This is a genomic window from Methylomicrobium agile (genome assembly GCF_000733855.1).
GTDB lineage: Bacteria > Pseudomonadota > Gammaproteobacteria > Methylococcales > Methylomonadaceae > Methylomicrobium > Methylomicrobium agile.
In genome coordinates this window covers 2,945,670-2,959,514 of the sequence record NZ_JPOJ01000001.1, presented here as the reverse complement: position 1 = coordinate 2,959,514, position 13,845 = coordinate 2,945,670, and the positions used below count along the sequence as shown (strand labels likewise).

At 56.1% G+C, this 13,845-nt stretch carries 16 protein-coding genes; 14 read left to right on the top strand and 2 right to left on the bottom strand.

Features of this window, described 5'->3' with window-relative positions:
• Nucleotides 1-82: 82 nt before the first annotated feature.
• From CC94_RS0114005 to CC94_RS0113975, 5 genes are all read left to right on the top strand, one after another.
• Entirely contained in the window at nucleotides 83-853 is a 771-nt protein-coding gene (locus CC94_RS0114005) for a class I SAM-dependent methyltransferase (protein ID WP_005370785.1), read from the top strand.
• Nucleotides 854-994: 141 nt separating this feature from the next.
• A complete protein-coding gene (locus CC94_RS0114000) occupies nucleotides 995-1,795 on the top strand; it encodes an SAM-dependent methyltransferase (protein WP_245549486.1) in 801 nt (266 codons plus the stop codon).
• A gap of 87 nt (nucleotides 1,796-1,882) precedes the next feature.
• Complete coding sequence (locus CC94_RS0113995; RefSeq protein WP_005370781.1) at nucleotides 1,883-2,239, top strand: nuclear transport factor 2 family protein; 357 nt, start codon at nucleotides 1,883-1,885, stop codon at nucleotides 2,237-2,239.
• 74 nt (nucleotides 2,240-2,313) lie between these two features.
• Entirely contained in the window at nucleotides 2,314-2,751 is a 438-nt protein-coding gene (locus tag CC94_RS0113990; protein WP_281174018.1) for a cupin domain-containing protein, read from the top strand.
• Between the two features lie 615 nt (nucleotides 2,752-3,366).
• A complete protein-coding gene (locus CC94_RS0113975) occupies nucleotides 3,367-4,740 on the top strand; it encodes a class II fumarate hydratase (RefSeq protein ID WP_005370777.1) in 1,374 nt (457 codons plus the stop codon).
• A 68-nt stretch (nucleotides 4,741-4,808) separates the two neighbouring features.
• On the opposite strand, the gene CC94_RS0113970 is transcribed toward CC94_RS0113975, so the two are convergent.
• Complete coding sequence (locus CC94_RS0113970) at nucleotides 4,809-5,825, bottom strand: sterol desaturase family protein (RefSeq protein ID WP_036304001.1); 1,017 nt, start codon at nucleotides 5,823-5,825, stop codon at nucleotides 4,809-4,811.
• A 436-nt stretch (nucleotides 5,826-6,261) separates the two neighbouring features.
• Entirely contained in the window at nucleotides 6,262-8,223 is a 1,962-nt protein-coding gene (locus CC94_RS0113960) for a PAS domain S-box protein (protein WP_031431326.1), read from the bottom strand.
• A gap of 522 nt (nucleotides 8,224-8,745) precedes the next feature.
• On the opposite strand from CC94_RS0113960, the gene hisB reads away from it, so the two are divergent.
• The 9 genes from hisB (at nucleotide 8,746) to tatC (ending at nucleotide 13,799) form a co-directional block, all read left to right on the top strand.
• Complete coding sequence (gene hisB / locus CC94_RS0113955) at nucleotides 8,746-9,339, top strand: imidazoleglycerol-phosphate dehydratase HisB (RefSeq protein WP_005370770.1); 594 nt, start codon at nucleotides 8,746-8,748, stop codon at nucleotides 9,337-9,339.
• 81 nt (nucleotides 9,340-9,420) lie between these two features.
• Entirely contained in the window at nucleotides 9,421-10,056 is a 636-nt protein-coding gene (hisH, locus tag CC94_RS0113950; RefSeq protein WP_031431325.1) for an imidazole glycerol phosphate synthase subunit HisH, read from the top strand.
• A 64-nt stretch (nucleotides 10,057-10,120) separates the two neighbouring features.
• The gene (gene hisA / locus CC94_RS0113945) at nucleotides 10,121-10,852 is read left to right on the top strand and encodes a 1-(5-phosphoribosyl)-5-[(5-phosphoribosylamino)methylideneamino]imidazole-4-carboxamide isomerase (RefSeq protein WP_031431324.1); all 732 of its coding nucleotides are present in this window, start codon (nucleotides 10,121-10,123) and stop codon (nucleotides 10,850-10,852) included.
• A gap of 5 nt (nucleotides 10,853-10,857) precedes the next feature.
• Nucleotides 10,858-11,634, top strand: a complete 777-nt coding sequence (gene hisF / locus CC94_RS0113940; protein ID WP_005370766.1) for an imidazole glycerol phosphate synthase subunit HisF — start codon at nucleotides 10,858-10,860, stop codon at nucleotides 11,632-11,634.
• Nucleotides 11,631-12,023, top strand: coding sequence for a phosphoribosyl-AMP cyclohydrolase (hisI, locus tag CC94_RS0113935; protein ID WP_005370765.1), 393 nt, complete (start codon nucleotides 11,631-11,633; stop codon nucleotides 12,021-12,023). The genes hisF and hisI overlap by 4 nt, the downstream gene beginning before the upstream one ends.
• Nucleotides 12,020-12,337 carry a phosphoribosyl-ATP diphosphatase gene (locus CC94_RS0113930; protein WP_005370764.1) on the top strand — a complete coding sequence of 106 codons (318 nt, stop codon included), beginning with the start codon at nucleotides 12,020-12,022 and terminating at the stop codon, nucleotides 12,335-12,337. Before hisI ends, CC94_RS0113930 begins: the two co-directional genes overlap by 4 nt.
• Nucleotides 12,338-12,500: 163 nt before the next feature.
• Nucleotides 12,501-12,713: a twin-arginine translocase TatA/TatE family subunit gene (gene tatA, locus CC94_RS0113925; protein WP_005370763.1), complete on the top strand. Its 213-nt coding sequence runs from the start codon at nucleotides 12,501-12,503 to the stop codon at nucleotides 12,711-12,713.
• A gap of 2 nt (nucleotides 12,714-12,715) precedes the next feature.
• On the top strand, nucleotides 12,716-13,042 hold the full coding sequence (tatB, locus tag CC94_RS0113920; protein ID WP_005370761.1) for a Sec-independent protein translocase protein TatB: 327 nt from the start codon (nucleotides 12,716-12,718) through the stop codon (nucleotides 13,040-13,042).
• Nucleotides 13,032-13,799 (top strand): twin-arginine translocase subunit TatC, encoded by a 768-nt coding sequence (tatC, locus tag CC94_RS0113915; RefSeq protein WP_005370759.1) that lies wholly within the window; start codon nucleotides 13,032-13,034, stop codon nucleotides 13,797-13,799. The genes tatB and tatC overlap by 11 nt, the downstream gene beginning before the upstream one ends.
• Nucleotides 13,800-13,845 lie beyond the last annotated feature (46 nt).

Below are 13,845 nucleotides of genomic sequence, written 5' to 3'. Positions count from 1 at the left end.
ATAATAGGATAAACTATTATCTTGTACCATGATATTTTTCATTTTATCGTAAAGGCTCTTTCCTTTCTACGGAGTATTTACGATGATGACACATCGCCAATCAGTTCATGAGCAATTCGACCCACAGGCCAAGGCTTATCTGACCAGCGCGGTTCATGCCCAAGGCAACGATCTTGTCAGGGCGCAAGCCCTCGTTAAACAGGCCATTCCCAGAACCGGTGTAGGGCTCGATATCGGCTGTGGAGCGGGCCACCTGAGCTTCGCTTTATCTCCATTGGTCTCACGCATCGTTGCCCTGGATCCCTCCGAAAGCATGCTCGCTACCGTACGTGAAGCGGCCGGCCAGAAAGAGCTCGCCAACATTGAAACGAAGCAGGGCAATGCCGAGGAGCTGCCTTTTCCCGATGCATCCTTCTGCTTGGTGGCCACGCGCTACAGTGCCCATCATTGGGTCGGTCTTGATCGGGCATTGGCAGAAATGCGGCGGGTACTGCGACCGGACGGATATATCCTGGTCATTGACGTCGAGACGTTTTCCGACCCGCTGGTTGATTCACACCTTCAGGCGCTCGAATTGCTCCACGACCGCTCGCACGTCCGCGATCGTTCCGAAGCGGAGTGGCGACGCCATTTTCAAGAGGCGGGCTTTGCCTTGCTCGAACACTCACGTTGGCCTGTGCGTCTCGAGTTCGCCTCCTGGGTGGCGACCATCCGTACGCCGCCGTCGAAGGTGGCGATGATCCGGGAGATTCAAATCGAGGCGCCACGAGAAGTACGCGAAGCACTGGCTATCGAGGAGGATGGGTCTTTTACGATTCAGACTGGCTTATTATGGGGATGCCTTGATTCCTGATAAAATGGAAATCCGGCCGAATAACTGATCCGTAACAGGGGGAAATCCCCATCCTGTCATCAATCCGATTCACAGGACGCCCGCTTTACATTAGCTGACGTCCTGTGAAAAAAGTAATGGCTTCTTAGACGCGGGTATTAGATGACCTCGGCTAGAGCATTTTCGCTTTGGGAATATGGCCTTCGTAAGGAAAACACGAAGGAAAACACGTCATTCCGGCAGGGATTGCCGGACAACTGCAATGATGCAGGAGGAAGTATCGTGGAATTATCGAGCGTCATCCATTGGGGCCGATCGTTAAGCGAGTACAAAGCAATGTTCTCGCTTTCAAACCATGACCTCGGCAAGAAAATCCTTGGCTGTGGCGATGGACCGGCATCTTTCAATGCCGAATTGACCGAGCAAAACGGCCATGTCATCTCAGTTGACCCGATCTATCGGTTTAATGCCAATCAAATTCGAGCGAGAATTGATGAAGTGTACTCCCAAGTTGTCGAGCAAGTCTCTAAAAATAAAGACGACTATGTTTGGAAGCACATTCCCCATGTTGAAGCGCTAGGAAAAGTAAGGATGCAGGCGATGCGCCTCTTTCTCGCTGATTACGGAGTAGCAAAAGAGAGTGGCCGCTATCTGAATGCTTCCCTGCCCACGCTTCCTTTCGATGATGGTGAATTTGAAATCGCGCTTTGTTCGCATTATTTGTTCTTATACAGCGAGCACGTAAATCAGAGTCAACACATTCTTTCGATGAAAGAGCTGTGCCGCATAGCCAAAGAAGTCCGTGTTTATCCTCTTCTATCGCTTAGCGACAATCAAACATCACCGCATCTTAAGCCCGTCATCGCCGAATTGGAGGCAGACGGGATCAGTGTCGATTTGGTCGAAGTGGGCTATGAATTCCAAAAAGGTGCCACAAAAATGCTCGTGGCAAAAAGTGTATAATAAAGCCTTCCCGCGAACGCGGCCGTTTAACGCACTTGCTCGGCTAAAGGCAAGATCAGGTACAGACCGTAACCAACAACCCCTCCCATGAACAGAGAACTCGCAGAACGCTTCGCCAAGAACTGGCTCGATGCCTGGAATGCGCATGACCTACCGCGCATCCTGGCGCACTACACCGATGATTTCGAAATGTCCTCGCCGGTTATCATTCAAGTGACCGGCAATCCGGAAGGCCGGCTTCAAGGCAAGCAGGCAGTCGGCGCCTACTGGACCAAGGCGCTGGCCCTTTTCCCGAACTTGCGTTTCGAGCCCATATGCACGCTCATTGGGGTCAACAGCATTGTCATTCACTACATGGGCGCCACCGGCAAACGTGTGGCCGAGGTTTTCCACTTCAATGAAGCCGGCCTGGTCTGCCGCGCTCAGGCGCACTACGAGCCATAAAAACTTCTTGCCTCCCCACAAAAGTACAGCCCATGAGCAATCCTAAGACCCCCATCGCAGTGCAGGCCGACGAAGTGCCCCCGCGTACCAAGCCCTCGACTTATCCTGAACCGTTTGCCTCGCGGATGAAGGGAAGAGAGAAGCGGCAACTGGGCGATGTCTTCGGGCTCACCCACTTTGGCGTCAACTTGACCCGCCTCGCCCCGCGAGCGGTCTCCGCCCTTCGCCACAGTCACACCCAACAGGACGAGTTCATCTACATCCTCAGCGGCCACCCGACGCTGCGAACGGACGCGGGCAATACGCCGCTCGCCCCTGGCATGTGCGCCGGCTTTAAGGCCGGCTCGGGCAATGCGCACCACTTGATCAACGACACTTCCGAAGTCGTCGTGTATCTCGAAATCGGCGATAGAACCCCCGGAGACCGGGGCGCGTACCCGGACGATGATCTTCAAGCCGATCTCAAGGACGGCAAATGGCACTTCACCCACAAGGACGGAACGCCTTACTGAGGCTTTCACTGCAGCCCGCCCAGGCGGCTAACCGTACCTTGACCGGACATCCGGCTGCGCATGCTGCCGGTGAGTTTGTGAACGATGAATTATTGCCGCCAAAGACGGTGTACGTAATCACGCGTCCGGAAAAATGTTGGCGCATCAGGGAATTAATTTTCCTCGCCATCTACTTCGTCCTTGAGATTGCCGACCGAGCGCCGGGCGCCATGCCCTATTTCCTGAGCCGCATCCCGGGGTTCCATGGCCGATGGCCTTGACGACATCGCGCGTGCCATGCCCGATTTCGCAAGTCACATCGCGCGTGGTATGGCCCACAACCCTGCCGGTCTGTTTGATTTCGGCGCAAGCGTTCAGCAGCGAGCAGGGTAACAACAAAGCGCGGGTTGCCCACGGGGTAATAGCCATAGCGATTTTCCGATCATTTGTCCGAAAGGCGATTTTACAGCAAGCGCCCTCCGCCAATCTTAAACATGCCTTTGCACTCCGGACAGGCAAATCCATGCGGCCGACGGACAAGACATCGGAGCCGGCTTCGGAAACCTTCACGACGCAACCCACTCAAAGAACTGGCAACAGATCGACTCTACAATTTACACTTCATAAGGCTATGCCATGACCTCATCCTACCGCATCGAGAAAGACAGCCTCGGCCAAATCCGTGTGCCCTCCTCCGCTTTATACGGCGCGCAAACGCAGCGCGCGGTCGAGAATTTTCCGGTCAGCGGCCTGACTTTGCCGCCAAACTTCATCCAGGCCATCGCGCTGATCAAGAAAATCGCGGCGGAGATCAACGCAGAGCTGGGCGAGCTGGATGAAGCGCGGAGCGCGGCGATTGTCGAGGCCGCGCAGGAGATTATCGACGGCCGGCACGCCGACCAGTTTCCGGTCGACGTATTCCAGACGGGCTCCGGCACCAGCACGAACATGAACGTGAACGAAGTGATTGCGTCCCTGGCAAGCCGGAAGGCGGGCGTCGAGATTCATCCGAACGACCATGTGAACCGCGGCCAAAGCAGCAACGACGTGATGCCGACCGCGATTCATCTGAGCGCCGCGCTCGCCTGCCATCGCGACCTGCTGCCTGCGCTGACGCATCTGGCCGAAGCGGTCGAAACGAAATCGGCCGCCGTTAGCGAAATCCTGAAGACCGGCCGCACGCACTTGATGGACGCGCTGCCGCTGCGAATGAGCCAGGAGATGGGCGGCTGGGCGCTGCAGATTCGGAACGGCAGGGAAAGAATCGAGGCGGCGCTGGTCAGGATTTACCGGCTGGCGCAGGGCGGCACCGCAGTCGGCACCGGCGCCAACGCACATCCCGAATTCGCGGCAAGGTTTACGGAGGCGTTGCGCAACGGCACGGGCCTGCCGTTCAGTCCGAACGGCTCGTTTTTCGAAAGCCTGAGCTGCCAGGACGCCAGCGTCGAATTATCGGGCCAGTTGAAAGTGGTTGCGGTGAGCCTGCTCAAGATCGCGAACGACCTGCGCTGGATGAACAGCGGTCCGTTGGCGGGCCTTGGAGAGATCGAACTGCCCGCCTTGCAGCCTGGCAGCAGTATCATGCCGGGCAAGGTCAATCCGGTGATTCCGGAAGCGGCCGCGATGGCCGCCGTCCAGATAATCGGCAACGATGCGGCGATTGCGCTGGCCGGCGCATCCGGCAATTTCCAGTTGAACGTGATGCTGCCGGTGATCGCCTACAATCTGCTGCAAAGCATCGAGATACTCGGCAATGCCTGCCGACTGCTGGCCGACAAGGCAATCAAGGAATTCAAGGTGCGGACTGAAAAACTCGCGGAGCCGCTGGCGAAAAATCCGATGCTGGCGACCGCGTTGAATCCGGTCGTCGGCTATGGCAAAGCCGCGGAAATTGCGAAGGCCGCTTATCGGCAACGGCGTCCGATCATCGACGTGGCGGCGGAAATGACCGGTCTGTCGCGCGGAGAACTCGAGAAACTGCTGGATCCGGCCCGTCTGGTCGGAAAATAACCCGGCAGGCGAGCGATTACTTAATGCTTACTCGCCCGCCGCACTGTCCGTTGCACTCGGACGGCATATCAACAATTCATATAGCGATCGCCCTGGAACTGATTGTGGTCACGCTGGATCTGGCTGAGGATTTCCCTCTTCGCTTCGAGCCAGTCGTATAATTCGTAGCCCGGCGAAAACGCCCGCTTTTCGGCTTTGTAGTACGCCGCTTCGGCAATCATGGTGTGGATATTCACCGTGACCGCGCCGGCACAGGCAGGAACCGGTGCCGGCGGTGCGGTATTCACGAAACCGAATTTGACCAATCCCCACACCGTTGGCGGCACCGCTTGCTCGATCCCGACGGCTGCCGGCTCGACCTCTTTACGCGACAGAAACAACCAGTCCCAGATCGAAAGGATCGCCCCGTAATTACTGTCGTGCTCCGACCGTTCGCGCGAATGATGAACGCGATGCAGATACGGCGTCACGATCATCTGGCCGAGCCATTTCTCGCCCGGAAAGGCGATATTCGTATGGTGGAACATCACGAACAGCGGATAGACCGTTTCGTAAGCGAATACGACCGTTTTGTCGATGCCGAGCAGAACAATGTATAAGGCTTTGAGCACGGTGGTCATCACCATCTCGACAATATGAATCCTGAAAGCGGTCGATACATTCAGATAGGGATCGCTGTGGTGGACCTTGTGGAACAGCCATAATCCGTCGAACCGATGGCAGACCCGATGCCATGCATACAAAAGCAAATCCAGCAGCAAAAAGCCCAGCAGCGCTTTCCAGCCGTGGCTACGGATTCCGTCCAGCGGGCCTTCTCCGGAAAAATGCTCCAGCGCAAACCACAGGCCGGTTATCGACAAAGCAGACATCAGCACGCTGTTGACGACAAATAGTCCCAAATTAACGCGATAGGCGGCAAGGGTTTGTTCGGGCCGTTGCCGCAGGGTGGGCCGCTGAATTTCGGCAAGCGACAGCAGAGTAAATCCCAAAATCACACAAACGAACGGCCAATTGTCGGGGAACTGCATGTGCCAGGCCGACAGGGAGGATTGCAGGGTGGAATAAATTTCGATGATGTTTAGCATGACTTTACCTCAATTTACCGCAAATAACTTGATGGAAAGTGCATCACAAAATTATTCTAATTATTGCATGTGACGAAGTGATGAAAATTTTCCTCTGGGTTTCGGCCGGACTTCCACTATTTCCTCACTACGGTCCACAGCAATTTCAATGCCATAAAAAACTGCAGCCATTTTTTTAAGGAAAAAATCAAACAACAAAAATTTAAATATCTGATTTTGTTGTACTTAAAAATCAAGATCTTAAGTTTTTGAAAAAGAAGGATAAAAAGCTCAGTCCCCCGATGACAGCATGCACCTTCATTGTGCGAGTGAATTGTTGTTTTAGGTGCAATTATTGTTGTAGATCTGCATCAGAACCGAAAGTTCCTGCGGGCAAATGTCGGGTATTCGTTTCAGCGAAGGCATCGCCGATTTTTTTGCACCGGCGAGGCCGGATTCAACGGCATTTGAAAACCATCAACGTAATATCGTCCTTGAACGAATCGGTCCGGCAAAACTGCTGCAGGCGAGCCAGAAAAGCATCGATCAGCGCTTCAGGATCGTCCCGGCAATGTTCGAGCAGCAGGTTCTCGACCCGCTGCATTCCGAAAAAATCGCCGCCATCGTTTTCGGCTTCGATTAAACCGTCGGTGTAAAACAAAATGATGTCTCCCGGTTCCAGCGGCAGGCATTTCTCTTCAAAAGCGACCTGTTCGGTAACGCCCACGATCAAACCCTCGGCATCCAGCGGGAAGCAGGTCTGGTGGCGTTGCCGACATAATAAAGGCGGAGGATGGCCCGCATTCGCATAACGGATCAGCCGGTTGTCGATGTCGTATTGCAGATAGAACAGGGTCAGGAAGAAGTCCGATTTGTCGAGATCCTCAAACAGGAAATTGTTCAACACGCTCAGCTTCGCCGCCGGCGACTCGACCCCGCCCGCATTCGCGCGGATCGCGCTGCGCGTCTCGACCATAAACAGCGCCGGCCCGATCGCATGGCCCGATACGTCGGCAATCACCAGTTCCAGATGGCGGCCGCCGTGGCTGAAATAGTCGTAATAGTCGCCGCCGACCCGGTCGGCCGGCAAACAGCGGCCCACGACTTCGAATTGGTCGTTGCGGATCGGGCTTGACGGGGAGAGTGTCGTCTGAATCTTGCGCGCAATCTCGATTTCGTTGCGCGCGACCGCCAGTTTGACCTGAGCCTGGCGAATCTGCTGTTCGGCAGCCTTGCGCGCGCTGATATCGTGGATGAATCCGCTGAAGATGAAGGTATTGCCTTCCCTGAGCGGCGAGATGCTCAGTTCGATCGGAAACTCCGCGCCGCTGCGGCGCAAGGCGGTCTGTTCGATCAGGCGATTCAAAACGGGGCCCTCGCCGCTGCGCAAAAAATTCTCCACGCCCTGCCGATGCGCCCTGCGGAACCGTTCGGGAATGATCAGTTCTTCCAGACGCTGTCCGAGCGCTTCTTCGCGGCTCCAGCCGAACATCTGTTCGGCCTTTTGATTCCAGTCCCGGATAAGCCCGTGAGCATCCATGATTACAATCGCATTCAGCGAACTCTCGATAATCATCCGAATGCGTTTTTCGCTTTCGATCAAGGCATCCTGGAATTGCTTTCGGGCCGTAATGTCGCGGTCGACGCCGCGCCACTTAAGCAGTTTTCCGCTGGCGTCGACGATCGGCAAGCCGGTGGACTCGGTGATCACTTCATGGCCGTCCCGGTGCTGGTAGTGGTTGATCAGGCTGTAGAACGGCTCCTGGCTGGTCGCGTAAAACAGTTGCTCGGCCTTGTCCTGCGCGGTTAAAAATTCGGTGTAGTGCTTGCCGATGACCTGATCGGGCCGGTAACCCAAGATCTGGTAAACCGCCGTGCTGGAGTAAATATAGAAACCGTCGGGATCCTGTTCCCAAAGCCATTCCCCGGTCATCTCGGCCATCTGCCGAAAACGTTTCTCGCTCTCGATCAGCGCCGATTCGACATCCATGCACGCTCCCGAGGCCGCGGAAGAAAGCCTGGATTCCTCCTCTCCTGTGGCATCCAAAAGAAGTTTATTGCCGAATTCCCGGATCAGGATCAATACATTGATCAAATCCGGATCTTTTGTAATCAAGCGCGACAGCGATAGTTGGGATTTGATCAGCCGTCCGCTACGGGTCGCCACGCCGGCGATCACATACTGATCGTCGCCCGATTCGAGCAAACGCGAAAAGACTTGCTGCCAGGGTTGATTTTCGTTTTCCGGACAGAGCAGATGGAAAGATTTGTCCGCCACCTCCTTCTCGTCGAAGCCCAAAAGCTCGGATGCCGCGACATTGATGTGCTTGATCCGCGGAGGCCAGACGCAGGCATCGTCCGAACATTCCCATTCGGCAATCACGATCTTGGCTTTCGGAAGTTCATTGGGCTGATGCAAGCGTTCTCTCCTGATAACTTCAGCTGAGACTTTCTGGTTGGGTGAAAAAATCCTGGTCGAACAAGGCAAGATTAGGTTCCGGAACTTTTCGGATCATAACACAATCGCCTCCTTTCGATCTTCCGCCGCGCCTTCCATTTGCTATCCGATCCTTGAATGCGAATTAAGTGCTGCATTCAACGTTGCTTAAGCAACTATTTGCAAAGCAAATCCCCCCTGCCCCCCTTTTTCAAAGGGGGGAGAAAGCGGCATTGGCCAAGACAATATCCCCCTTGAAAAAAGGGGCCGGCAAGACAATATCCCCCCTTTGAAAAAGGGGGGCAGGGGGGATTTTATAGGGGGGCTTTCACAGCGTAACAGCCTTTAGCTCTTAATTCGCATTTGAATTCGCCGGATAATCGCTGACGCCGTTTTCCTTTTCTGACCCGCAGCCAACCGGCATTGGCGGTCAAAGCGAACAACTGCTGCAAAAACACTTCAGTTCATAGTAAAATGGCCGATATAGCTTCTTTTAACCGAATCATGGACCCACGCACTGCTCGCGTCGAACGCAACACGCTCGAAACGCAAATCAAGATCAGCCTGAATCTGGACGGGACCGGCAAAGCCCGGTTTGTCACCGGCGTTCCGTTTCTGGACCACATGCTGGATCAAATCGCCAGGCACGGCCTGATCGATATCGAGGTCGATGCGCAAGGCGATCTCGAAATCGACGCGCACCATACCGTCGAAGACATCGGCATCACGCTCGGCCAAGCCTTCGCGCAGGCGGTCGGCGACAAGAAAGGCATCGTTCGCTATGGCCATGCGTATGTACCGCTCGACGAAGCCCTCTCGCGTGTCGCAATCGATCTGTCCGGCCGCCCGGGGCTCTTCTATGAAGTCAAATTTCCGCGCGCCATGATCGGACGCTTCGATGTCGATCTGTTCAGGGAATTTTTCCAGGGTTTCGTCAACCATGCCGGAGTGACGCTGCACATCGATAATTTGAAAGGCGTCAACGCCCATCACATCGCCGAAACGATCTTTAAAGCCCTGGGACGCGCGCTGCGAATGGCGGTCGCTCACGACCCGCGCATGGCCGGCATCATGCCCTCCACGAAAGGCAGCCTTTAACCACGCGCATCTCCAGCACATTTTATCGGCAATGATCCCTGAATTTTTTTCCTTTTAGTCCGAGCCTTTCGTCTTAATCTTATGTCATCCGTCGCTGTTATCGATTACGGAATGGGTAATCTGCATTCCATCGTCAAAGCCTTGCAGCATGCCGATCCTGAAACCGAAGTGATCTGCACCGCCGACTCCGAAACCATTCTCGGCGCGGACCGGGTGGTTTTCCCCGGTGTCGGCGCGATCCGCGACTGCATGCGCGCCTTGAACGAAAGCGGACTGGACGCGGTGATTCGCCGGGTCGCCGCAGCCAAGCCGCTGCTGGGCATTTGCCTCGGAATGCAGGCGTTGTTGACTGACAGCGAGGAAAACGGCGGCATCTCGGGCCTGAAGCTGATCCCGGGACATGTGGTCCGTTTCACCGAGAATCTGGCCGACAGCGACGGCCATGCGCTCAAAATTCCGCATATGGGCTGGAACCAGGTCCATCAGATCCCGCACGCTCTATGGCAGGACATTCCGCAGGACAGCCGGTTCTACTTCGTACACAGCTATTACGCCCGGCCCGACGACGCCAATACGACGTCCGCCACCAGCGCCTACCCCGAAACTTTCGCCTGCGCACTGGCGCAGGACAATATTTTCGCGGTGCAGTTTCACCCCGAAAAGAGCCAGACGGCCGGCTTGCAGCTGCTGCGCAACTTTTTGCGCTGGTCCTGTTGATTGACTTTTATCTTACTGATCTTTCATTAATTATTATAAAAATTGCTGTTGAGGAAATCCGCGTATGTTGTTGATACCTGCTATTGACCTGAAAGAAGGCAAATGTGTCCGTTTGCGGCAGGGGCGTATGGAAGACGATACGGTATTCTCCGAGGATCCGGTCGCAGTCGCGGGCCGCTGGGTCGGCCTGGGCGCCAGACGGCTGCATCTGGTCGATCTGGACGGCGCGTTCGCGGGCAAACCGCGCAATGCGGACGTGATTCATGCGATCGTCGAAGCCTTTCCGGACATACCGATTCAAATCGGCGGCGGCATCCGGGACGAAGAGACGGTTCAGGCTTATCTGAATGCGGGCGTCGAATACGTGATCATCGGCACCAAGGCGGTCAATGCGCCGCATTTCGTCCGCGACATGGCGGTCGAATATCCGCGCCGGATCATCGTCGGACTCGACGCGAAAGGCGGCAAGGTCGCGATCGACGGCTGGTCCAAACTGTCCCGCCATGACGTGATCGACCTCGCCCAGCATTTCGAGGAAGACGGCGTCGAAGCGATCATCTACACCGATATTTCGCGCGACGGCATGATGTCCGGCGTGAACATCGAAGCCACTGCGCGGCTTGCGCGCGCGATCCGGATTCCGGTAATCGCCTCGGGCGGCATCACCAATATCGACGACATCCGCGCGCTCGGAGAGATTGCCGTCGACGGCGTGATCGGTGCGATTACCGGCCGCGCGATCTACGAAGGCACGCTTGATTTCGCCGAAGCGGAAAAACTGGCCGAATCATTCTAATCATTATGAGCCTTGCCAAACGCATCATTCCCTGCCTGGACGTCGACAACGGCCGCGTCGTCAAGGGCGTCAAGTTCGTCGATATCCGCGACGCCGGCGATCCGGTCGAAATCGCCCGGCGCTACGACCGCGAAGGCGCGGATGAAATCACTTTTCTGGACATTACCGCAACCCACGACAACCGCGCCACGATGGTGCATGTGGTCGAACAGGTCGCCGGCGAAGTTTTCATTCCCTTGACGGTCGGCGGCGGCATCCGCACGCTCGACGACATCCGCCGGATGCTGAACGCCGGCGCGGACAAGGTCGGCATCAACAGCGCGGCCGTGTTCAATCCCGAGTTCGTACGCGAAGCGGCCGAACGCTTCGGTTCGCAGTGTATCGTCGTCGCGATCGACGCGAAAAAAGTCTCCGCCTCCGACGAACCAAACCGTTGGGAAATCTTTACGCACGGCGGCCGCAAACCGACCGGCATCGAAGCGATCGGCTGGGCAAAAAAGATGGTCGATTACGGCGCCGGCGAAATCCTGCTGACCAGCATGGACCGGGACGGCACCCGCGAAGGTTTTGACCTGCCATTGACCCGCGCGATCAGCGAAGCGGTCACCGTTCCGGTGATCGCCTCGGGCGGCGTCGGCAATCTGGATCATTTGGTGGACGGCATTGTCGAAGGCAAGGCCGATGCGGTGCTGGCCGCCAGCATCTTCCATTTCGCCGAATATTCGATTCAACAGGCCAAAGCGCACATGGCCGCGCGCGGGATCGAGGTAAGGCTGACATGAACGAAGCCTGGCTCGACGAAATCCGCTGGACCGCCGACGACTTGGTGCCGGCGATCGCCCAGCAGGCGGACAGCGGCAAAATATTGATGTTCGCCTGGATGAACCGCGAATCGCTGCGCCTGACGGCCGCCGAAGGCTACGCGGTGTATTGGTCCAGGTCGCGGAACAAGTTGTGGCGCAAGGGCGAAGAATCCGGCCACCGGCAAAAAGTGCTCGGCATCTACCTCGATTGCGACGAAGACGTCGTTTTGCTCAAAATTGAACAGCAAGGCGGCATTGCCTGTCATACCGGACGTGAAAGCTGCTTTTACCGGCAACTGCAGGGTGATCGATGGCAGCCGGTCGAACCGGTACTGAAAGATCCCGAAGCTATCTATCGAATATCATGAGCGAAATACTGCGGCAACTGGCGGACGTGCTGGAACAGCGCAAACAGCAATCGGCGGAGAAATCCTATGTCGCGAGCCTTTACGCAAAGGGGCTCGACACGATCCTGAAAAAGATCGGCGAGGAAGCGACCGAAACGGTGATCGCCGCGAAAGGCGGCGACAAGCAGCAAATCGTCTACGAAACGGCCGATTTGTGGTTTCACTGCATGGTGCTGCTGGCCCAACAAGGACTGGGGCCGGACGATGTGTTGAACGAGCTGCAGCGCCGTTTCGGACTGTCGGGCATCGAAGAAAAGGCACAGCGGCAAAAATAAGCCGAAATTTCACTGCGGTACGGATTCGAAAAACTGTCCGCCCGGCCTTCGATATCCCTTTTCACGATAATGGCACCGGGGCTTCCTTGAATGAATCCCGTGCCAACGGCGGCAATACCGGAAATCCAATCATCATTCCCACCTGTCTGAAAGAGGTTAGCCCATGGGCATCAGCATTTCCGAATTATTAGTCTTGTTGCTGATCGTGGTGGTGCTATTCGGCACCAAACGGTTGCGCAATGTCGGCTCCGACCTGGGCGCGGCCATCAAAGGCTTTCGTAACGCGGTCAAGGACCAGGACAATCCGACGCTTCCAGCCGAGGACAAGCCGCCGATCGAAGGCGAAACGGTCGCCAAACATCAGGAAAAAACCTGACGATGTTCGAAATAGGCTTTTCCGAAATCGTCATGGTCGGGCTGGTCAGCCTGCTGGTGATCGGGCCGGAGCGGCTTCCCAAAGTCGCCCGGGTTGCAGGCTACTGGATCGGCAAGACCCGGCGGATGATTGCCGCCGCCAAGGCCGAAATCAGCGCCGAGCTTCATGCCGAGGAAATGCGGCAGGCTTTACAAGAACAGGACGACTTGAAAGAACTGCAAAACCTGATCGATGAAACCCGCGGCGCCGCCCGTTCGTTCCCATCCTCTCTCGAAAGTCTGCCGCAAGACAGCCTGAAGCCGGACGCAGAGCAGCATCATGAAAAATAACCCGAACGACGGCCAGGAAATGCCTTTCCTGGGCCATTTGATCGAACTGCGCAACCGCCTGCTGCGGGGAGTCATCTTCGTGCTGGTGGTCTTCCTGGCGCTCAGCTATTACGCAAACGATATTTATGCGCTGCTGGCAGGCCCGCTCATGAAGTACATGCCCGCCAACAGCAGCATGATCGCAATCGAAGTCGCCTCGCCGTTCTTTACACCCTTTAAATTGGCGCTGGTCGTCGCGATCTTCATCTCGATTCCGTATCTGCTGTACCAGTTCTGGGCCTTCGTCGCGCCGGGACTCTATCAGCACGAACGGCGCTTCATCCTGCCGCTGCTGATCGCCAGCACCCTGCTGTTCTTTCTCGGCGTCGCGTTCGCGTATTTCGCCGTGTTTCCGCTGATGTTCCAGTTTTTGACCGCGGTCGCGCCCGCCGGCGTGACCGTGATGACCGACATCAGCCACTATCTCGACTTCGTGCTGACCCTGTTTTTCGCTTTCGGCATTTGTTTCGAAGTACCGATTTTTACGGTCGTATTGGTCTGGGCCGGCCTCGTGACGCCGCGCAACCTTGCCGAACAGCGCCCCTATGTGATTGTCGGCGCTTTCGTGATCGGGATGGTGCTGACCCCGCCCGACGTGATTTCGCAGACCTTACTGGCGGTACCGATGTGGCTACTGTTCGAAGCGGGCTTGTTGTGCTCCCGGCTGTTTGCGCCCAAACCCGCCTCCGATTCAGACAAGCAACTGACCTCTTCCTGAGGCAGGGTGGGCCATCACTTGCCGATGAAGACCTGGCAGGTCTGAT